Origin of the sequence: Corynebacterium phoceense (genome assembly GCF_900092335.1) — a bacterium.
GTDB classification, from domain to species: Bacteria; Actinomycetota; Actinomycetes; order Mycobacteriales; family Mycobacteriaceae; genus Corynebacterium; species Corynebacterium phoceense.
On record NZ_LT596207.1, the window covers coordinates 523,996 to 544,889 of the forward strand.

At 63.0% G+C, this 20,894-nt stretch carries 20 protein-coding genes; 8 read left to right on the forward strand and 12 right to left on the reverse strand.

The annotated features are described in order from the left end of the window. Positions 1-189 precede the first annotated feature (189 nt). Together BN9444_RS02455 and BN9444_RS14975 are read right to left on the reverse strand one after the other, a co-directional pair. Complete coding sequence (locus BN9444_RS02455; protein ID WP_068801373.1) at positions 190-1,350, reverse strand: RtcB family protein; 1,161 nt, start codon at positions 1,348-1,350, stop codon at positions 190-192. Positions 1,351-1,758: 408 nt separating this feature from the next. Then, positions 1,759-1,953: an SDR family oxidoreductase gene (locus tag BN9444_RS14975; protein ID WP_068801374.1), complete on the reverse strand. Its 195-nt coding sequence runs from the start codon at positions 1,951-1,953 to the stop codon at positions 1,759-1,761. Between the two features lie 189 nt (positions 1,954-2,142). On the opposite strand from BN9444_RS14975, the gene BN9444_RS02465 reads away from it, so the two are divergent. Together BN9444_RS02465 and BN9444_RS02470 are read left to right on the forward strand one after the other, a co-directional pair. Then, positions 2,143-2,529 carry a hypothetical protein gene (locus BN9444_RS02465; RefSeq protein WP_066489590.1) on the forward strand — a complete coding sequence of 129 codons (387 nt, stop codon included), beginning with the start codon at positions 2,143-2,145 and terminating at the stop codon, positions 2,527-2,529. Between the two features lie 55 nt (positions 2,530-2,584). Further along, complete coding sequence (locus tag BN9444_RS02470) at positions 2,585-5,839, forward strand: DEAD/DEAH box helicase (RefSeq protein WP_066509867.1); 3,255 nt, start codon at positions 2,585-2,587, stop codon at positions 5,837-5,839. Here BN9444_RS02470 and BN9444_RS02475 read toward each other — a convergent pair. Continuing rightward, positions 5,836-7,050, reverse strand: a complete 1,215-nt coding sequence (locus tag BN9444_RS02475) for an ATP-binding protein (protein ID WP_066509869.1) — start codon at positions 7,048-7,050, stop codon at positions 5,836-5,838. The genes BN9444_RS02470 and BN9444_RS02475 overlap by 4 nt on opposite strands. Positions 7,051-7,204: 154 nt before the next feature. On the opposite strand from BN9444_RS02475, the gene BN9444_RS02480 reads away from it, so the two are divergent. Continuing rightward, on the forward strand, positions 7,205-8,287 hold the full coding sequence (locus BN9444_RS02480) for an alpha/beta hydrolase (protein WP_066489576.1): 1,083 nt from the start codon (positions 7,205-7,207) through the stop codon (positions 8,285-8,287). 38 nt (positions 8,288-8,325) lie between these two features. Continuing rightward, a complete protein-coding gene (locus tag BN9444_RS02485; protein ID WP_066489573.1) occupies positions 8,326-8,784 on the forward strand; it encodes an S-ribosylhomocysteine lyase in 459 nt (152 codons plus the stop codon). A 104-nt stretch (positions 8,785-8,888) separates the two neighbouring features. On the opposite strand, the gene BN9444_RS02490 is transcribed toward BN9444_RS02485, so the two are convergent. Next, positions 8,889-10,004, reverse strand: a complete 1,116-nt coding sequence (locus BN9444_RS02490; RefSeq protein WP_066509872.1) for a UDP-N-acetylmuramate dehydrogenase — start codon at positions 10,002-10,004, stop codon at positions 8,889-8,891. Positions 10,005-10,028: 24 nt separating this feature from the next. On the opposite strand from BN9444_RS02490, the gene BN9444_RS02495 reads away from it, so the two are divergent. Genes BN9444_RS02495 through BN9444_RS02505 form a run of 3 tightly spaced genes read left to right on the forward strand, consistent with a single transcriptional unit; the run spans position 10,029 to position 12,202 of the window. After that, positions 10,029-10,523, forward strand: a complete 495-nt coding sequence (locus BN9444_RS02495) for a DUF2505 domain-containing protein (RefSeq protein ID WP_066489565.1) — start codon at positions 10,029-10,031, stop codon at positions 10,521-10,523. A 15-nt stretch (positions 10,524-10,538) separates the two neighbouring features. Next, entirely contained in the window at positions 10,539-11,369 is an 831-nt protein-coding gene (locus BN9444_RS02500; RefSeq protein WP_066489554.1) for a class I SAM-dependent methyltransferase, read from the forward strand. Positions 11,370-11,389: 20 nt separating this feature from the next. Then, complete coding sequence (locus BN9444_RS02505) at positions 11,390-12,202, forward strand: LmeA family phospholipid-binding protein (RefSeq protein ID WP_068801376.1); 813 nt, start codon at positions 11,390-11,392, stop codon at positions 12,200-12,202. On the opposite strand, the gene BN9444_RS02510 is transcribed toward BN9444_RS02505, so the two are convergent. The 8 genes from BN9444_RS02510 to BN9444_RS02545 form a co-directional block, all read right to left on the reverse strand. Then, positions 12,199-12,738, reverse strand: coding sequence for a deoxyribose-phosphate aldolase (locus BN9444_RS02510; protein ID WP_141628512.1), 540 nt, complete (start codon positions 12,736-12,738; stop codon positions 12,199-12,201). The two genes, BN9444_RS02505 and BN9444_RS02510, sit on opposite strands and share 4 nt — an antisense overlap. Next, positions 12,732-13,043, reverse strand: a complete 312-nt coding sequence (locus BN9444_RS02515) for a DUF2516 family protein (RefSeq protein ID WP_068801377.1) — start codon at positions 13,041-13,043, stop codon at positions 12,732-12,734. The genes BN9444_RS02510 and BN9444_RS02515 overlap by 7 nt, the downstream gene beginning before the upstream one ends. A 25-nt stretch (positions 13,044-13,068) precedes the next feature. Next, entirely contained in the window at positions 13,069-13,464 is a 396-nt protein-coding gene (locus BN9444_RS02520) for a hypothetical protein (RefSeq protein WP_066489551.1), read from the reverse strand. 84 nt (positions 13,465-13,548) lie between these two features. After that, positions 13,549-14,856, reverse strand: a complete 1,308-nt coding sequence (locus tag BN9444_RS02525) for a DUF445 domain-containing protein (protein ID WP_068801378.1) — start codon at positions 14,854-14,856, stop codon at positions 13,549-13,551. Between the two features lie 128 nt (positions 14,857-14,984). Further along, complete coding sequence (locus BN9444_RS02530; RefSeq protein WP_066489539.1) at positions 14,985-15,359, reverse strand: hypothetical protein; 375 nt, start codon at positions 15,357-15,359, stop codon at positions 14,985-14,987. 85 nt (positions 15,360-15,444) lie between these two features. Then, positions 15,445-16,194, reverse strand: coding sequence for a succinate dehydrogenase/fumarate reductase iron-sulfur subunit (locus BN9444_RS02535; protein WP_066489533.1), 750 nt, complete (start codon positions 16,192-16,194; stop codon positions 15,445-15,447). After that, entirely contained in the window at positions 16,194-18,209 is a 2,016-nt protein-coding gene (locus tag BN9444_RS02540) for a fumarate reductase/succinate dehydrogenase flavoprotein subunit (protein WP_066509886.1), read from the reverse strand. Before BN9444_RS02540 ends, BN9444_RS02535 begins: the two co-directional genes overlap by 1 nt. 17 nt (positions 18,210-18,226) lie before the next feature. Then, on the reverse strand, positions 18,227-18,982 hold the full coding sequence (locus tag BN9444_RS02545; RefSeq protein WP_066489516.1) for a succinate dehydrogenase cytochrome b subunit: 756 nt from the start codon (positions 18,980-18,982) through the stop codon (positions 18,227-18,229). A gap of 369 nt (positions 18,983-19,351) precedes the next feature. Here BN9444_RS02545 and ramB point away from each other — a divergent pair, with 369 nt between their 5' ends. Continuing rightward, the gene (gene ramB, locus BN9444_RS02550; RefSeq protein WP_066489509.1) at positions 19,352-20,758 is read left to right on the forward strand and encodes an acetate metabolism transcriptional regulator RamB; all 1,407 of its coding nucleotides are present in this window, start codon (positions 19,352-19,354) and stop codon (positions 20,756-20,758) included. Positions 20,759-20,894: the final 136 nt, after the last annotated feature.

A 20,894-nucleotide genomic window follows, 5' to 3' on the forward strand; every position in this document is an offset into this window, starting at 1 on the left:
ATTGCGCTCGCAGTCCACCGGGATAACAGCTATCCCGGTGAACTAAGATATCGATCTACCGGGATAAGTCTTATCCCCAATGCGTCGAGCGCATGAGATGAGTCAGCTGTAATGCGACGCTGCAAGAGGGGCCATCGGAAAGCTCACAAGGGACCGTCACTAAACGTGACGGTCCCATCATGGCGCAGGTTAGGTGCCCTTGACGTTGAGGATCTGGCGCAGGGTGTGCTTGACCTCGACGAGCTGGGCGGCATCGGCCATCACGCGGTCGATGTCCTTGTAGGCGTCCGGAATCTCATCGACGAACTCGGCGCCGGGACGGTAGACGATGCCTTCCATGCGTGCGGCAAGGTCTGCCTCGGTGAAGCGGGCCTTGGCCTGAGTGCGCGACATTACGCGACCTGCGCCGTGCGGCGCAGACTTGAGGCCCGGCGCGTAGCCCTTGCCTTCTACGACGTAGCTGGCCGTGCCCATCGAGCCGGGGATGAGACCGCGGTCGCCCTCATCCGCCTTGATGGCGCCCTTGCGCGTGAGCCACACGTTTTTGCCGTAGTGGTTCTCGCGCTGGGTGTAGTTGTGGTGGCAGTTGATGCGCTCGAGTTCAAGCGTCTCCCGGTCCGCGCCGGACCAGGTGGCGACGCAGTCGAGGAAGCGGTCCATCATCTCATCGCGGTTGAGCAGCGCAAAGTGCTGTGCCCAGTGAAGATCCGCAATGTAGGACTCGAACTCGGGCGTGCCCTCGACGAGGTAGGCCAGGTCCTTGTCCGCGAGCTGGATCCAGTGCTTCTCGCAGTGACGCTGCGCGGCCTTGATGTGCTTCTGGGCAATCTTGTTGCCCACGCCGCGCGAGCCAGAATGCAGGAACAGCCAGACGCGGTCGGATTCGTCGAGACACAGCTCGATGAAGTGGTTACCGCCGCCCAAGCTGCCCAGCTGCTGACGCCAGTTCTTCGAATGCCTAAGGTCCACGCCGGTGTCCTGGGCCAGCTGCGCGAGCTCGCGCGTGCGGGCCTCGGTGCGCGGGTCCATGATCCAACCGTTGTAGTTTCCGGGCGAGAGCGGAATGGAGTCTTCGACCGCGGTGCGCAGGTCCTCGAGCGCGAAGTCCTGGATATCCGCGTGCGTGAGGTGGGTCCGCACGGCAATCATGCCGCAGCCGATGTCCACGCCGACGGCCGCTGGGATGACGGCGCGCAGCGTGCCGAAGACGGTGCCGACCGAGGAGCCCTTGCCAAAGTGGGCATCAGGCATGAGCGCCACGTGTGGGTAGACGAAGGGCAGGTCAGCGACGAGTTGTGCCTGCGCCACCGTCTTGTCTTCAACAATGGAGGCGAAGTTGTGCAGGCGCATAAGAGAGCCTTTCTCTGCGTTTGCGTAACGCAGTTCGTGAGAAAGGGCCTGCTTGGGCGGCTGACTTATAAGTGCGCGCGGGTCGCGCGGCTGGCACCAACGTCCGGGATAAGCAGGGCCGCTTTCCCGGGAAATGGTCAAGTCAGCCTGTTAGAAGAGTTGCTTAAAGAAGCGTCCTAGCGGCTGATTGTTATAGGTCATCATCGCGGTTCGCCTCCTTTATGCTTTCTTGTTCTTCTTTCGGGCTATTAGTGCTGCGTGTGAGCCTACACCATCGGTGTACAGAATGCGCGCATAAAGAATCCGGCTGGTGACCTTTCGGGTGCCAGCCGGTTTCAGAGTCGCACCGTCAGTTTTTCTGACGGTGCGCTCGCGGCGCGTTGACCTGTGGTTTAGTGAGACCGCGGTTTAGTGGAAGACCATGCCGCCGTCGACGATGATGGTCTGGCCGGTGATGTAGTCAGAGTCGGAACCAGCGAGGAAGCCGATGATCTTGGCGACATCCTCGGATTCGGAAAGGCGCCCCAAGGAGATGTCCTTGGTGAACTGCTCCCAGCCCCACTCGGCAGGCTGGGCCAGCGTTTTCTGCGAGTTCCTCAGCAAGGCCCTTCATGAGTGGAGTACGCACGATGCCCGGCGCGATTCGGGCGGCGGCACGCGAGGGGGCATCGGCAGCGCTGACGGCGCATGCGGAATGCTCGAATTCGTCGCAGCACACGTAACGTATACGCAGTTGAAGGTCCTCTTTCGAATCCCACAACGCCGCAGCAAGGGTGCCAGTACGATGAGAGAATGTCCGCTCTCACTTGCTCGGCACGGCTCGCCCAGGCCGCCGCTGCCTCATTCCTTGCCCTCGCGGCGCTCGCCCCGACCACGGCGTCCGCTCAAGAAGCTGCACCGCTGCCTGCACTGTCCTCGACAAGCCTCACCGAGGTCATCGACTCCTATGCGGGCGCGTCCATGTTTATCAATATCAATGCCGGCTATCGGGTCATTCATCCCACGAGTCCCGCCGAGGAGCAGCTCATCCGCTGCATGGATTCGGCACCCAGCAGCTCGCGGGACCGCTGGAGCACTGCCGGCATGATGAGCAGTTATGCCGCAGGCTGGTGGTGCATTCTGAGCAACCCGCAGCTCTCTCTGGCGTTAGATAGGCAAATCGCTCGCCCCATGAATTAGCATCGCTTTCGCCGTCAGCGACCTCGTGTCGGCACCCTCCCGTAGCATGTGCGGTGTGAGGACAGAGACACTCAATAGCTTCGTAGACCCGCGGGTCGTCCAGCGCGGGGTAGCGCTGGCCACGCAGGATGCCGCGCGCATCGAGTCCGTCGAGGCTGCCCGGGGCGAGGGCGCCAAGGTGTCGGGCTACTGCACCGGGTCGCGTGGGGACGAGTACTTCGTCACGGTCGACTACACGCTGGGCACCGACGGGGTGGTCGCGGCATTTAACTCGTGGTGCGCGTGCCCATATGGCGAGCGGTGCAAGCACGCGGTGGCGCTGGCACTCAAGCACCACCGTGACTATCGCGGGATAGACAAGCGCGAGCCGTTGGGCGCGTTCGGCGCGTTTGTTGACCACCTTGTGGAGCACACGGACAGCTTCCGCGAAACACGGGAGGTGCTCAGCGAGGTACTGGGGTGGGGACGGCGCCGCCGGCCTGTACGACGCGAGCCGACGTGGCAGGAATTGTTAGAGGAATACCTGCCTGTGGAATCCGCAGAGTCCTCGGCCGCCACGCCAGTCGCGGTGGTCTTCGAGACCGACTTTGACGTTGTGGGGGATCATGCGGTGCTGCGCAACCTCAGCGTCACCGGCGGCCGACCGCGTAAAAACGGACGCGGGTGGGTGAGCTCTGACATGACGCTGGCCAAGCTGGAGAACGGCACCGGTCATCCGGTGGCAGAACGCGACCGCGACAGGCTCATTGAAATTCTTTCCGAGGCCGGTTCTTACGACGTTCATAGCCAGCCTCAGTCATTGCGTAGTCTCCGCAATCCCGAGTTCTTTGCGCTTCTGGACGAAGCCCAGGGGCACGGCATCGAGCTCGCCACGGCAGACGGAGGGCTCGTCATCCTCCATGAAGATCCGCTCACCCCAACCGTGCACGTCACCGAAAATGATGAGGGGCTGCGCATGCACGCCGCGATCGTAGAGTCCGGCGACCATCCCCCACTCATTCTGGGATATGAGGCGCGCGGTGCGGCATGGTTCGATGATGACGGGTATCTGAACCTGGGACGCTTCCGGCACCGCGCACCAGTGGAATGGCAGCGCCTGCGGGAAGCCCGCCGCCCCATCACGGTGCCGCCGGAGGGCCGCGCCGAATTCGAAGAGAAGTTCCTGCCGCGACTGCGTGCAACCGGGTGGAGCAGTCCGGACGAGTCGTTTGTGCCCACGCCACCGGCACCGCCCGTGGTGCGGGCGTTTGTCACGGCCACGGCCCATCTGTTGCGCGGGGCCGTCGAGTTCTGCTTCGCCTACTCCGATGGGCGCACGTACGCGCTGGGGACGGACGCGGACCCGACGCGCAACGGGGAATCGGAAAGCGAGCTGCTGGCGGGCCTGGAGGGCTTCGACCTCACGGATCGCGAGATGATCGGCGCGGAGCTCATGGAATTCCTGCATGAGACGCTGCCGCAGCTGGAAGCCGCGGGCGTCGACGCGCGGTTATCGCCCGGCGCGCGGGAGCTCCTTGGACTGGAGGCGGCCGAGTCCATCGAGCTCCACGCGGGGCTCGAGGGGCAGGACAAGGACTGGCTCGACTTGTCGATGGAAGTCCGTGTCGACGGCCAGGGCGTGCCGCTCGCGGAGGTCATTCGGGCGCTGCGCTCGCAGGCGCGCATCCTCATCGTAAACGGGCACTACGCGCACCTCGACTCGCCACAATTCGATAAGTTTGCCCAGCTCCTCGAGGAGGCGCAGGGGCTTTCCGATGCCCGCCGCAGCGCCGTCCGCGTGCCGAAGACGCGCGTGGACTGGTGGGACCAGCTAGGCGAGCTCGACGCGCTCCAGGTCGATGAGCGCGCGTGGCTCGACAAGGTCGTGGCAGCGGCGCACACGGAGCTGCCCTCGTTCGACGTGCCGGCTGCGTTGGACGCGACGCTGCGCCCGTACCAGGAAGACGGTTTCCGCTGGCTGGCAAGCCTGCGGCGGCGTGGATTCGGCGGTGTGTTGGCTGACGACATGGGCTTGGGCAAGACCATCCAGATTTTGTCGATGATCCTCGATTCTGGCGCCGGTCCCTGGTTGGTCGTGGCGCCGACGTCTGTGGTTTCCAACTGGAAGGCCGAGGCCGCGAAATTCGCGCCGTCACTGCGGGTGGCGGTGGTGGACGCGACGTCGAAACGACGCCAAGATTCTCTGGAATCTCTGGCGGAGTCGGCGGATGTGCTCGTCACCTCGTATACGCTTCTGCGTCTCGAGGCATCCGAGTACCAGGCGTTGGGCGTGGCGGGCGTGGTGCTCGACGAGGCACAGAACGTGAAGAACCCGACATCCAAGATCTACGCAGCGGTGCGCGACCTGCAGGCGCCGGTGCTCTACGCGGTGACGGGGACCCCGATTGAGAACTCGCTCAAAGACGCATGGAGCCAGTTCTCCCTCGCCGCGCCCGGTTTGTTGGGGAGCTTCCAGCAGTTCCGTGAGCGTTTCGAAAAGCCCATCGCAGGCAACGACACGGAGCTGTCCAAGACGCGCATGGCGGAGCTGCGCCGCCGCGTCGAGCCGTTCCTGCTGCGTCGTCGCAAAGCTGACGTGGCGCTCGACCTGCCGCCCATCCAAGAGCAGGTCGTGCCGGTGGAGCTCGCGCCCGCGCACCGCAAATTGTACGACGTGCACCTGGCCCGCGAGCGCCAGCGCGTGCTTCACCTGCTCACCGAGGATCCCGAGTCCAACCGCGTCGAGGTGCTCGCCGCGCTCACCCGTCTGCGCCAGCTCGCGATTTCTCCGACGCTCGTGGAACCCGAGTCCGCCGCACCCAGCTCCAAGCTCGACGCAATGACCGGGCTTCTGCGCGACATCCTGGCCGAGGACCACCGTGTGCTCATCTTTAGCCAGTTCACGAGCTACCTCGCAGAGATTCGTACTCGGCTAGAAGCCGAGGGTGTCTCCTTCTCCTACCTCGACGGAGGCACGCGCGACCGCGACACCGCCATCCGCGCGTTCACAGAAGGTAACACGCAGGTCTTCCTCATTAGCTTGAAGGCCGGCGGTGTGGGCCTCAACCTCACACAGGCGGACTACGTTATCGTCGCCGACCCGTGGTGGAACCCGGCGGCGGAGGCCCAGGCCATCGACCGCGCCCACCGCATTGGCCAGACGCAGCCCGTCACGGTCTACCGGCTGGTCTCCGCGAACACCATCGAGGACAAGGTCGTCGCCCTCCAGGACACCAAGCGCGCGCTGTCCAGCGCCTTCCTCGAGCCCACCGGTTCCGCGACCGGCGGGGCGGCGCTCGATGCGGCGGCGATTAGGGACCTGCTGGCCTAACGCAACGGGGCGCCGTCCAGGAAATCAGCGGCATGGAGATGTACTACCTCTCCAGTGCTCAGAGGCATTGCATCGAATGTGAGGAGAATGCAATGGCTGCCAGCGGGCAGGCCCCGGAAAGAAGACAGCTCCCGATGCAGCGTCTTATCATCCATGGCCGTGAGCGCGACCTGCACATAATAGCGTTCCTTATCCCGCGTCACCACGAAGTCGATTTCTCCCTGCGGCGCATTTCCTACTGCGACCGAGAATCCCCGGCGAAGCAGCTCGAGATAGACCATATTTTCCAGATCGTGCCCGGTATTCGACGAGTTCGCTCCAAGTAACACGTCACGCAGTCCTGGGTCGACGAAATAATACTTGGCACCGCCTTTGAGATGTGCTTTCCCACGGACATCAAAGCGGTCACAGCGATAGAGCATGTGCGCATCGACCAAAAGACCGAGGTACCGCTCCACCGTTGGTTGCGTCGTTTTTGCACCCGCAGATGTCAGGTAATTGGCAATCTTGTGAGACGACAGCTGCGATCCCACATTATCGAATACGAAGCTCGCAACCCTCATGAAGATGTCAGGATCTTTAATTGCACCTCGCAGTGCAATGTCACGCGCGAAAATAGAGTCAAAAATGGCGTTGTTGATCTCCCGTCGGATTTTCGCAGATCCTGCTTGCGCCGCGGCTGGCAGCGTACCCCGCATCCATTCCGCATAACGAGCCGCAGGCTGAGAAGGAGCTTCCGGAGCGAAAGAGGAGTACTCATGAAGCGAAAGAGGAAACATCTCCAGCTGTATATAGCGCCCAGCTAGGTATGTAAGTCCCTCGCCCACGAACATGGAAGCATTCGAACCTGTCACCGTGATGGTGAGATTCTCGTGAAGCCGCAGCGAGTTAATAACCTGTGGCCAATCGTCGAGCTCCTGAACCTCATCCACATGAAGATGCGTCGCCCCCGTTGCTGCAATTCGTGTCGTCATTTCCTCGTGAAACCGCTGGGCTTCACGAAGCCCCAGAGTGGAAAAATCCTCAAAGTTGACAGACACGACCTTATCGGAACCAACGTGTTGCTTATAAAGCTCCAGTAGAGACGACTTTCCCGAACGTCGCACACCACTTATTACTCTCACCATGCCGTTAGTTGCCGGATCCGCGTCCCAATCCACCAATGTCTGCAGGTAGTCCTTGCGGGTGCGAAGTTCATGTGCGCGAGTCATGACTTAAAGTTTACTTCAGATTTTCACCAATGGCGCCGACAATTTAAAGTTAACTTTGATTTTCCGCCTATTCCGGACGGAATTTAAAGTTAACTTTGGTTCGGCTGCTGTGCTGCCATTAGGAAAGGACCCCGCCACCGGCTACATTCGTGGCATGTCTCTTACTTTCTCCCGCGCGGCCGTAGCCTGCGCTGCTGCGCTCCTTGCTGCGTCGACTGCCGCTCCGGCGCTCGCGCAGTCCTCGAACTTCGCTCCTTCGGAAATCCTGTCTGGACTCGCCCCGGGATTTGAGCCTTCGCACTTCCCGCAGGGCTCTTCTACCGTACTGCCCCAGGTTGGAGGTTCGAATACGCCGACCACGGACGGCTCGGGTGCACGGCTGGTCGATACCCGCCACGTAGAGAAGAACGTCTACGAAATCGACGTCTACTCGCCGTCGATGGACCGCACCATCACCAACTACTACGTGAAGCCGACCACCGATGCCCCGCGTCCCACGGTGTACCTCATGCAGGGCTCCGAGGGCGGCGAGTTTGGCTCCACGTGGTACACGCAAACCAACTACGAAGACTTCTTCGCCGACAAACCGGTCAACGTCGTCTCCGCCGTGGGTGGGCGTGGCTCGCAGTTCGCGGACTGGCGCCGCAACGATTCCGGATTGGGCATGAACAAGTGGATCACGTATTACTCTCAGGAGCTGCCCTACGTCATGGAGCATGAGTTCCACGGCGATGGCCGCTCGGCCATCGCGGGCTTGTCCATGTCCGGTTCGGCTGCGTTGAACATCGCGACGAAGTCCAATGGCAAGTTCGCAGCCGCCGTGGGCTTCTCCCCGTATCCGGCGCCGTCGTCCGTCATCGGCCGCGCGTTTAACACGGTCATGACCGCGCGCTTGGGCGGCGACCTCGTCAACGCCTTCGGCTGGCCGGATGACCCGGCGTGGGATGACAACGATCCGTCCGCACACCCGGAGCGCCTGCGCGGCATCAAGGTGTGGGTGACCACCGGAAACGGCACGCCCATGACAAAGGATCCGTACGACGTCGACGACTTCCAGGAGATGCTCGCGGAGACAGTCTCGCGCCCCATGACCGACCAATTCGTGGCCAAGGCCCGCGCCGCCGGCGTGGACATCACCTACGCACGCGAGAACTACGGCTCGCACTCCTATGAGTTCTTCGAGCACCAACTGCCAAAGGCGTGGTCGCAGGCCATCGCCCCGGCGCTGGGACTTTAAATCGGGATTCGCGGAAGTCGAACGATAGACTCGAGACCATGACAAAGAGCAACGTGGAATCCTTCGAACTCGACCACCGCCTGGTCAAGGCCCCATACGTACGCGTGGCCAAGCGCGAGCGCCTCAGCGACGACGTGGAGATCATCAAGTATGACCTGCGTTTTTGCCAGCCCAACGAGGAGCACCTGGAGATGCCTACGATGCACTCCATTGAGCACATGATGGCCAACTTTATGCGCGACTACACGGATAAGCTCATCGGCTTCGCGCCGATGGGCTGCCAGACCGGCTTCTACGCCATCACCTACAACATGGAGCAGGACGAGCTCCTCATGGCGCTCGAGAACGGCCTAAACGATATTCTCACCGCCACTGAAGTTCCCGCCGCCAACGAGCGCCAGTGTGGCTGGGGTGCCAGCCACTCCCTCGAGGGCGCGCAGGAAGCAGCCCGCGCGTACCTCGCGAAGAAGGACGAGTGGCTCGAGGTCATGGCGTAGCGCCACGACTTCACACCGAGCCGGATTTCAGAACAACGAAGCCTCAGATTTTCGAAAAATCTGAGGCTTCGTTGTCGTGAAATGCCGTTGCGAGCGCTTGAAAACTACTCGTCGATGGACACACCCAACCAAATGGGCTCCGGCACGAGCTCGACACCGAAAGCGGCGAGGACGCCAGCCCGGATTTCGCGGGCCAACGCCACGATATCGGCGGCTTTCGCATCGCCGCGGTTCGTGAGCGCGAGCGTGTGCTTCGTGGACAAAGTCGCGGGACCGGAGCCCGGGTAGCCCTTCGCGAACCCGGCGCGCTCGATGAGCCAGGCTGCAGACAGCTTTACTTCCTCGCCGTCCGAGCCTGCGGGGACGGCGTGGCGGGGCATGCGGTCCGCATCCTCGTCGCCGCGGGCTACGCGCACCTTCGACTGAATCACGTCAGCCGTAGAAGAAGAAACGATCGGGTTGGTAAAGAAGGAGCCAGCGGACCACGTGTCGTGGTCGGCGGGGTCGAGGACCATGCCCTTCGAAGCGCGCAGGCGCAGGACGTCGTCGCGCACGGAAGCAACGGGGCGACGCTCGCCGGGGTTCTGCGTAAGTTGGCCAAAGCGCAGGGGCTTGGACAGGCCGTCGGTGGTGAGCTGCAGCTCGATGGCGAGCACGACGCCGCGGCCGGTGAACTTGAGGTTCGAGTAGCGGTAAGACAAGTCCAAAGACGAGGCAGGAACCCAGGCCGCGGAGCGGGTGGCAGATTCATAGAGGTAAATCTGCGTGAGGACGTCGGAAGTTTCCGCACCATACGCCCCGACATTCTGGACAGGCACGGCGCCCGCGTCGCCGGGGATACCGGAGAGGCACTCGATGCCGCCCAGGCCGCAGTCGACGGTCATCGCGACGACGTCGTCCCAGGTAGCGCCCGCATCCGCACGCACGAGGCCGAAGGCGACATGGACGTCGATGTCCTCGAAGGCAAGGCGCACGACGACGATGTCCTGCGGATCATCGGAGACGAGCAGGTTGGATCCGCCACCCACGACCATGTAGCGCGTGGACGTTGCGTCGAGTTCGCGCAGGGCGGACACGGCGGCTGCGGCGGACTCACAGACCACCGTGACCTGCGGCGCGCCACCCACGCGCAGCGTCGTGAGATCGGCGAATGTCTGAGAATCGTCCAAGGAAACGCCGTCAATTGCGGACAGTCGCTGGGTCAGAAATGAATCAAGCACGCCTACCAAGGTAGTCTGAAAACCATGTCAACCCGTAGCGAAAACACCGTAATCATCAATCAGCCGCTCGAGAAGGTCCACCAGGCCTTCACCACCAAGGCATACTGGGAGCACATCGTGGCTACCCTGTCGCCGGAGCCGGGCCAGGTCCACGAGTTCACCGAGAACCAGGCCGTCCTCTTCGAGGTTCTGCCCACTACCCTCCTGCCGGAGGCCGTGCGCGCCATGGTGTCCCAGGCTCTCAAGGTCAAGCGCACCGTCACCATCGGCGAGGTCGCCGCTGACCAGCTGTCCAACTCCTTCGTCGCTGACGTCAAGGGCACCCCGGTCGACTTCAAGGGCGATATCACGTACAAGGCAGAAGGCGAGGATAAGACTGTCGCCTCTTACGTCTCCGAGGTCTCCGTCAACATCCCGATGATGGGCGCTGCCATCGAGCCCAAGGTCGCCGAGGCTCTGGGTGAGCTCTACCAGAACGAGGCCGACCTCACTTCCCAGTGGATCGAAGCAAACCTCTAAAAATCTGTACCCCGAATGGCCGACCACGCGCATAATCTCCGGGCCACCGCCCGCGCGGGTCGGCCTTTTGGCGTCATTACCCGCGGTACCACCAACCAGAATCGCCTTCGCAAGTGCGACCGCTGGATGGTCGCACACCCGCAGATTTCGTCTTTACTCCGGGCACAGCTTGCTGGGCCCGCCGATGCCGCCCCCTTGGCGTTGGATGTCGGCTACGGCGCGTCCCATACAACGACATGTGAATGGGCACGGTGGCTACGCACCGTGCGCCCCGACGTGCGGGTCACAGGCCTAGAGATCTCGCCGGAGCGTGTGTTGCCGCCGCGCGAGGGCGTGACGTTTGAACTCGGCGGATTCGAGCTCGCGGGCTATCGTCCACAGCTGGTGCGAGCGTTTAATGTGCTGCGTCAGTACGACGTGGACCAGGTCCACGAGGCGTGGGAGACCGTAATCGAGCGCCTAGCGCCCGGCGGGTTCTTCGTCGAGGGCACGTGCGACGAGCTGGGGCGGCGGTGCGCGTGGATTCTGTTGAACGCAGAGGGACCACAGACGCTCACGCTCGACTGGGATCCGTTCGAGCTCGAGACGCCGTCTGAGGTCGCGGAGCGCCTGCCCAAGGTACTCATTCACCGCAACGTGCCGGGCGAGCCCATCCACGAGTTCCTCGCGGCAGCGGACCAGGCATGGGCGAATAACGCGGGCTGGGCGCCGCACGGGCCACGGGTGCGGTGGCGGCACACGCATGCGGAGCTCGTGGCCGAAGGCTGGCCGCTCGTGCCGCAGCGCCGCCGTTACTCCGACAATTGGCTCACCATCGACTGGGCAGCAGTTGCGCCACGGGCGTAACACGGGCACCATTGTTAACCATGTCTGCTTCGTCTGGAAAGAAATCCGTGGGTGCACGCGTCTGGCGCGTTGTTCTCATCGTGCTCGTCGCTCTCCTCGTGCTCGCCCTTCTCGTGGAGTTCGGCCTGCGCTGGTTCATGTCTTCACAGATGACGAAGCAGTTCGACGAACAAGGCGCAGAAGGCGCCAACGTAAGTTTTGGCGCGACGCCGCTCCTCTTCGGCCTCGCTCGCGGCGAGATTAGCGAGATGAACATGGACACGCCCTCAACGCTCACGATCGACAAGGAAGCGAAGACCATCGAGGGCCAGCCCGCCACGAAGATCCACATGGAGGGCATGACCATGAGCCAGGATCCGGTCGCGCGGTCGTTGCAGACGACCACGACGCTGCCCACGGACTACCTGCTCGTCACGCTCCAAAATGAAATCGCGAGCCGCTCCGGCCAGGACATGCTCGGCGATATCGTCATGACGAACCTCACCACGAATGACGCGGAAGACGTCGTCGACGTCGAGTTCGCTGGTGGCCTGTTCACGCTCACCCTCAAGCCGGAGGCCCGCCACGGCGCGCTCGCCTTCGAGGCCACCGGCTCCAAGTTGCTCGCGTGGGATCTGCCGGAAGAGGTCACCAACCAGATTTCGGATGCCCTGAGCGAGGGCCTGAAGAACCAGGTTGCGGGCGATACCATGCGCATCGACCGCGTGGACGTTGGCGCCGGCGACATCACGATCGATATCTCGGGCGAGAACGTCAAGCTCAACGAGATGGGCGAGCAATTCGGCGGCGCAGCGCCGACGGAGGCGCCGGCCACCGCGCCTGCGAACACCTAAGGACGAACGAGCGCCGCGGCGCCAGCCCCGAGAGCGGCGACGGCGGCATCGTCGTCAGCGGCCCAGGCGACAACCTCAAGGGCTGCGTCGACTGGGGCGTCCGCGATGACGCGCTCATAGCCCGCGGTCGCGGCGAGCTCGGCGAGTTGAGCTGCGGAAAGCGCTCCCTCTGCGGGGAGCAGGAGACCGAGTTCAGCGGGGCGGGGGCAGGCCTCACGCACCGCGATGAGATCGGCAAGGACAGAATTGGGATCGGCGTTCGTGTCGTCGACGCTCACCCATGCTTCGTGCGCACCTTGTTGGATGGCGAGACGGGCTTCGGAGGCCTTAATGAGGCTGTGGTGGCGGCCGGTGGGATAGCCTGCGACGGCGACTACACGCTCATCACCAGCACGCAGGGCGTGTGCGATATGCGTGGGCGGGACGACGATGCCGCGGTAGCCGGTGGCGTCCCAGGCGAAGCTCGCCTGGGCGTCTGCCGCCCAGCGGTAGGTGCGGGCGGCGAGCCAGGCGGCATCGGAAAGCTCGGCTACCATGCGTTGTTGGCGCCGCCGATGATGTCCTTGAGCTGCGGGCGCACGTCAAACCAGTACAGACCGACGATGACGGCGCCAACCCAAGTGAAGATGGACAGGCCCGGCATGGGGATGAGCAACACGAAGGCGGACACTCCCACGAGCGCGGCCCACACGGCCTTGGGCTGGCGGTCGCCGACCTCAAAGGCGTCTGCGCGCGTCATAAGGATGAGGACAAAGCCGACGAGGCCGGCGATGCCCACGGCGGCGTAGAGGCCGTAATAGAGCAGGTTCATGCCGTTGAGGACGGCCGAAGTAAAGGACATACAGTGCTTCCTTTGCGAGAGGGGTCTAAGCGTACGGGGACTGCCCGGGATCGTCACTAGAGATTACTTCGCCCTCGACCACGCTGTCATCTGCGCTGGGCTTGGGCTGCTGCACCCCCTTGGTGCCGAAGGTAGTGCGCACCTCCGTGGCGGCCTCGGAGAGGGAGTCCTTGGCCTTGGCGACGGACTCGGAGCCCGCGGTGGCCTCGACGCTGCGGCGGAGGACGCCGCCCCACTCCTTGGCTGCGGCCGTGGCCTTGTCTGTCAGCGAGGCATCGGCCGGCGTGGCCTCCTGCGGGTGGGCGGCGCGATCTGCCTTGACGTTCTCGCCGAAGGTCTTCGCGACCTCCGCGACGGAGGCACCGGCGGCCTTGACTGTTTCAGACTGGGACAGTTTCTTGAGGTTGTCCATGACACTCATGGCTGGTCCTTTCTCTGTGGGTATTTAGTACCAAGTGTAGGCGGGACGCGGGCAGACAGGACGATTGAAGCCATCCCAGATGACTTAAGTGAGAAGGAGGAAGAGTTGGTTCGCGCTGTAGATGGCCAAGCCCGCGAAGCCACCCACGAGGGTGCCGTTCAAGCGAATGAACTGGAGGTCCTTGCCCACCATGAGCTCGATATTCTCGCTGGCTTCCGTGGCATCCCAGCTCTTGATGGTCTCGGGGATAATGCTCACAAGGTCCGGCGCGAACTTCTCAGCGAGGTAGCGGGCAGCCTTGTCCACGAGCTCGCCCAGCTCCGCCATCTTTTCGGGGTCCGCGAGCAGGCGCTGGCCATACGCGTCGAGCTCGGTCTCGATCTTCGTGCGCAGCAGCGAGGTTTCGTCCTCGAGCATCTCCACGAGCGTGGCGGAGACGGACGTCCAGATGGCTTCAGGAGCGCGCTGCATGCGATCGGAGGCGAGAACGTCGGCCTTGATGTCCTCGACCTTGGCGATGAGCTGCGGGTCCCACTGGAGATCCTGCGCGAGCTTGGAGAGGTTCCGCCGGATGGCCAGGCGCGCGTCATGGTTGGAATCCGCGACGACCTCGTCCGCGAAGCCGACGAGCTCCGCGTAGACCTTCTCGCCCACGAGGTTGCGAGCAAAGCGCGGGGCCCAGCCCGGCATGCGTTCATCGATAGTCGTGACCACCGTGTCCTCCATGGTGAGGATCTTGGCGTGAGCCCAGGCGATGAGATCATCCTCGAGCGGACGGGCCTTGCCTTCGGCGATGAAGGATTCCAGCACGCGCCCGGCGGGCGGTCCCCACTCCGGTTCCATGGCACGGTCGATGATCTGGGATTGGATGATCGTCGCCGCATCCTGCGGATCGATGTCGCGGATGACGGAGGCCAGGCGCGTACCGATGATCTCCGAGGCGTAATGGGCATTGCCCTCCCCTGTGATCCATTCTGCGGCCTTGCGGGGCACGTCCCACTCGTGGATCTTGCCACTCAATGCATCAGGCGTCAGGAAGTTCTCCTCGACAAACTCGCTCAGCGCGTCGCCCACCTTGTCCTTGTTTTCCGGGATGAGCGCCGTATGCGGAATCTTCAGGCCCATGGGATGCCGGAAGAGCGCAGTCACCGCAAACCAATCCGCGAAGCCACCCACCATGCCGGCCTCCGCGAAGGCGCGCAGGTAGCCCACCCAGCCCGGGGCGCCCCCGGCCGCGTTCTGCCACCACGAGCAGCTGAGGAACACCACGGCGGCGAGCACGAGCAGAAGCAGCATGTAACGCTTCCAGCGGCGCAGCTCGGCGCTGCGGGCCTCCTGGTTACTCGGGGAAGGAACGAACGTAGAGGTGGGCTCGGCGGCGCGGTGCGTCATGGTCATCCTTTCGCGCCCTCGCGGGGACACGGGGCAGGGGCCTTGTCAGTGGCGAAAATCTCGAGACTCGGGTGCATAAAACCCCCGCGCCCGGGGTGGGCAGCGGGGGTGAATGCGTGCGTGAGGAATTAGTTCACGCGGCCGGTCTCCTGACGGTACTGGCGGTAGAAGCGGCGACCAAAGTGCACCAGCGCCACAGCGGCGACGGAGACGATGATGGTCGCAGCGATACCGACGTACAGGGTGATCTGAGCCTGGTTGCCCTCGGACGAGGAACCGCCCCAGAACATGCCGGAGGACAGACCCCAGATGACGGTACCGACTGCGGGCAGAATGCCCAGGATAAGGCCCATGCCGATCCACGTAGAAATGCGCAGCAGGGAGGAGTGCGGAGCACCGAAGGAGACGGGATCATAACCCTCGATGTAGCCGTCCTGGATCTTGTAGGAGAAGTCGGGGTAGGTCTCCTCCAGGTAATCAGCTACTGCATGATTGTCGCTCATGGCTGACACTTTCTCTCGTTTCTTTTAACTTCAGTAACAGACTATAGCACCCGCGCGAAAGCTTTTCGCACGGGTACAGCGTCTTTTAGTCGTCCTTGCCACGCAGAGCCGCGCGAGCGCGCTCACGGGTGACGGCGCTCACTGCGGTCAGCGGAACGCCGGCCGGGCAGACATCGGCGCACTCGCCGTAGAGAGAGCAGTGACCGAAGTTGGTCTCCAGGTCATCGACCATGTTGCGGGCGCGACGGCCACGCTCTTCCTTGCCCAGCGGCATGAGGGAGAGGTGAACCAGCTTGGCGCCGGTAAACAGGTGGGCTGCGCCGTTCGGGCAGGCGGCAACGCAGGCGCCACAGCCGATGCAGGCCGCGTGGTCGAGGGCGTACTCAGACGTCTCGTGGTTGATGTGGAGGGTATCCGCATCCGGGGCGGTACCGCCCATGATGGAGACGTAGCCGCCCTGCTCCATGACGTGGTCGAGCGCGGCGCGGTCGACGATCATGTCCTTGATGACCGGGTATGCGGCGGAGCGCATCGGCTCGATCTTCAGGGTGTCGCCGTCCTTGAATTGGAACAGACGCTGCTGGCAGGTCGGAGTGTTCTGGCCCGGGCCGTGGGGGCGGCCGTTGACCTGCAGACCACAGGTACCGCAAATACCTTCGCGGCAGTCAGAGGCGAACGCAAACGGCTCCTCGCCGCGCTCGATGTAGCCCTCGTTGACGTGGTCCAGCAGCTCCAGGATGGACATCTGCTCTGCTGCGTCATCGACCTGGACATCCTCAAAGTGTCCTTCTTCAGTCGGTCCGGCCTGACGCCAAATCTTCAGGTTAAGTTTCATTACTTGTAGTTCCTTGTCATCAGCGGAATCGAATCGAAGTACAGCGGCTCAGCGTGGCGAATGAACTCGCCCTCAGCCGCACCGGGCTCCCATGCGGAGACGAAGCACCAGTTCTCGTCGTCACGCTCGGCCTCGCCATCCTCGGTGAGGTGGTCGTCGCGGAAGTGGGCGCCACAGGACTCGTCGCGGTCGAGAGCGTCAACGCACATGAGCTCACCCAGGTCGATGTAGTCGGCCACGCGCAGGCCGTACTCGAGAACCTGGTTCATGTCGTTGGCAGCACCCGTGATGCGGACGTTGGCCCAGAAGTCAGCGCGCAGGGCGCGGATCTTCTCGATGGCAACCTTGAGGTCCTCGATGTTGCGGGACACGCCGCAACCCCAGTAGAGGATCTCACCCAGCTGGCGGTGGTAGTACGCCGGGCCGTGCGGGTTCTCGCCGCGAATGCCCATGAGGCGGTCGATGCGCGCCTGTGCGCGGTTCAGAGCCTCGACAGCCTCAGCGGAATCCTCAGCCAGCTTAGCCTCGCCAAGGTGGTCAGCCAGGTAGTTCGGGATGGTGAACGGCAGGGTGAACCAACCATCGACGGAAGCGGACAGCAGGGAGTTGGCGCCCAGGCGGTTCGCGCCGTGGTAGGTCCAGGAGCACTCACCGGCGGCGAAGAGACCGTCGATGGCGGTCATCTCGTTGAAGTCCGTCCACAGGCCACCCATGGTGAAGTGGCAGGTCGGTGCGATACGCATCGGCGTCTCGTACGCGGACTCACCGATGGCCTCTTCGTACATCTCGATGAGGTTGGAGTAGCGCTCACGGATGACATCCTTGCCCAGACGCTCGATGGCGTCACGGAAGTCGAGGTACACCGAGTTGTGCAGCGGTCCAACACCCAGGCCCTTGTTGATCTGCTGAGAGATGGCACGGGACGCAACGTCACGCGGGACGAGGTTACCGAAGGCCGGGTAGCGACGCTCGAGGAAGTAGTCGCGCTCCTCTTCCGGAATCTCGTTGGCCGGGCGGTCGTCGCCTTCCTTCACCGGCGACCAAATGCGACCGTCGTTACGGAGAGACTCAGACATGAGGATCGTCTTGGACTGCCACTCGGAGTTGACCGGCAGGCCCGTCGGGTGGAACTGGATGAACGCCGGAGATGCGAAGTACGCGCCCTGCTCGTAGGCACGCATGATGGCGCCTGCGTTGGAGTTCTTAGCCAGCGTGGACATGTGGTAGACGTTGCCGTAACCACCAGTGCCCAGGATGACGGAGTGACCGGTGAAGGTCTTGAGCTCACCCGTAATCAGGTTGCGGGTGACAATGCCGCCCACGCGCTTCTTACCACCGTCGTTGTAGGTGATGATGTCCTGCATGTCGTGGTGCGCGAAGAGCTCCACGTTGCCCAGACCGATCTGACGGTAGAGCGCCGAGGTCGTGGACAGCTGCAGCTGCTGACCCGTTTGGCCACGGGTGTAGTAGGTACGAGAGACCTGAACACCACCGAAGGAACGGGTAGCGAGGGTTCCGCCGTACTCACGAGCGAACGGAGCGCCAATAGCGTTCATGTGGTCGATGACGCGCACGGACTCGTAGGCCAGGCGCCAGCAGTCAGACTCGCGGCAACGGTAGTCGCCGCCCTTGACGGTGTCCTTGGTGTGGCGGTACGCGGAGTCATTGTCGACCTTCTTGTGACGCGAGGAGTTCACGCCACCCTGGGCGGCAATGGAGTGCGCACGGCGCGGGGAGTCGTGGTAGGTGAAGACCTTCACGTTGTAGCCCAGCTCGCCGAGGGCAGCGGCGGCAGCACCAGCGGACAGGCCGGTACCGACGACGAGGATCTCAAACTTGCGGCGGTTGAGCGGGGAGACCAGCTGCATGTGGTCCTTCTGGTGGTCCCACATGTCGCGCATCGGCACGCCGTGCGGCTCGTGAGATTCCAGAATGGTGCCTGCGGTCACGCCCGGAACGATGGACTGCGGGTGCGTGAACTTCGGGTGCTCGCGCTTCAATTCAGTAGTAGTCATGGGTTTACAACGCTCCTTTAAGAGACCCAGCCAAAGGCGACGGACAGCGGCATGATGATGTTGCCCAAGCAGACGACCGCCGGGATGATGTAGGCCAGAACCAGGAAGGTCTGGCGCCACTTACGGCCGGTGATACCCAGGTCAGACGCAGCAAGGCGGATGCCGTGGGTCAGGTGCAGGAACAGGCAGCACATCGCGATGACATAGACGATGGTCACGGGCCAGCGGCTAAACGTTGCCAGCATGTTGGCCTTCACGGCGCCGTGCTCGAAGGCCGCGGATGCGACCGGGGCTGCGCCAATGGTCAGGTCCAGCAGGTGGAAGATGACGAAAAGCAGCAGGACAACGCCGGTGACGATCATGGTCTTCGTGGCGAAGGAATCCAGGCCACCCATGAGATTCGTGCGCTTGAACTTGCCGCGCGACTGCTTGGACCGGGCGGTAAGAGCGAATGCGCCATAGACGTGGCCCACCAGGCAGGCGAGCAGCACAATACGGAACATCCACAGGAACGCGCCGTGCGGGAGCAGCGGCTCACCCAGGGAGCGAAGGTACTCGCCGTAGACGTCGAGCGCCGGGGCGCCGTCGTGGTTCGGCAAGTAGAGCTTGAGGTTGCCGGCCATGTGACCGACAACGAAAAGCGCAAAGATGAGGCCAGTGATGGCCATGGTCAGCTTGAGTACCCAGCTCGGAACGCCCGGCTTGGTACGCACAGTTTCATTAGTGATGCGGCCGTGAGCGAGAGCCTCACGGTCAGGATTTCTTACAGTCATGACACCTCCATAGTCGCCCCTTAGATTAACCCGCTTAACTGCTGGTTACTATTCGATTTTGAGTCAAGAATGAGCGATCCCGGCGCATGCCCATTTCCGTATTAAATACATTAGGCATGGATCGCCTAAGTCACAGATGTTAAAACTCGCAACACGCTTGGGGACTTAGATTTACGAAACGGTTGTGTTGCGTATTTACGTGCACTGATGTGACTTTCCTCACCCGATTAGCGAAACGTGAAAGTCTTCCCCCTTTAGGTATCAAACTTTCGCACGATCCAACCCCGAATGCCCGGCTCGCAAACTTGCTTCACAGCAGTTTTGCAAATTTTGCGGATCGTTCACGGGGTTCCAGGTAACCTAGCTCACATGTCCAAGACCTACGTCGGCTCCCGCCTCCGCCAGCTCCGCCGCGAACGCGATCTTTCCCAGGCCTCGCTCGCATCGACGCTCGGCCTGTCCGCCAGCTACGTCAACCAGATCGAGCATGATGTCCGTCCACTCACCGTGCCGGTCCTCATGAAGATCACGGAGGTCTTCGGCGTCGACGCCACGTTCTTCTCCCGCGACGATGATTCCCGTCTCCTCGCCGAAATCCAGGACGTTATCCAGGACCAGGAGATCTCCCCCTCGCCGGTCGAGCTTCAGGAACTGTCGGAACTCGTCTATAACCACCCGTCCGTCGCACGCACGCTCGTCGACGTCCACCGCCGTTACCGCACCATACGCGACAAGCTCACGCTGGTCACGGACACGCGGCGCAGTGGCCCCGGTGCGCAAACGCTGTCCATGCCACATGACGAGGTCCGCGATTTCTTCTATGCCCGGCAGAACTATCTCGACGATCTCGACCACCAGGCCGAGCGTCTCGCCCACGACCTGAACATTGCAGAATTCGGAATCCGCGACACCGAGGCGGCCATTGCCACGCGCCTGCGCGAGAAACACAATATTGAGATCCGCACACAGCCCAACCTCGGCGATACGCTCCACCGCTTCAACCCGGAGACCGGCACGCTCGAGCTCGCCGCGCGGCTGAGCACCGGACAGCGCGCTTTCCGCATGGCCGCGGAGCTCAGCTACCTCGAGGCCGGCTCGGATATCTCGCAGCTCGTGTCGCACGAGCCCTTCACATCCGAGGCCTCCGTGAATCTTGCCAAGCGTGGCGTCGCCAGTTACTTCGCGGCCGCCACTCTCCTGCCCTACGGCCTCATGCATTCCCAGGCTGAGACAGCCGGCTACGACATCGAGTACCTCTGCCAAGTCTTCGGCGTGGGCTATGAAACGGTCGCCTCCCGTCTCTCCACGTTGCAGCGTCCCAATAAGCGAGGAATCCCCTTTACCTTCGTTCGCGTCGACCGCGCCGGCAATATGTCCAAGCGCCAGTCCGCAACTGGCGTGCACTTCGCCAACTCGGGCGGCACCTGCCCGCTCTGGTGCGTCTACGAGTCCTTCGCCCAGCCTGAGGTCATCGTCCGCCAGCTCGCTCAGATGCCCGACGGTCGCAACTACCTCTGGGTCGCTCGCGCCGTCCGCCACCACCAGGGCCGCTTCAGCGACACCAATAAGCTCTTCGCCATTGGCCTCGGCTGCGAGTCCCGCCATGCAGATCGCACGGTCTACGCCGCGGGGCTGGAGCTTTCCGATGCCGCCGCAACGCCCATCGGCGCCGGATGTCGCACGTGCCCGCGCACCAATTGCGCCCAGCGCGCCTTCCCCGCCATCAACGAGTCGCTCGACATCGACGCGCACTCCTCCACCATCGCCCCGTACTAGCGCGCTTCCAGGCTCACGCGCCCTCCCACTCCACTCCCCTTGATCGATTCGCCGCACCCCGGACGGCATCCCCCCGCGGCGCCAGTCCCCGCGCAGAGATAAGGCCCTTCCGGGTAGTTCAGATAAACTACCCGGA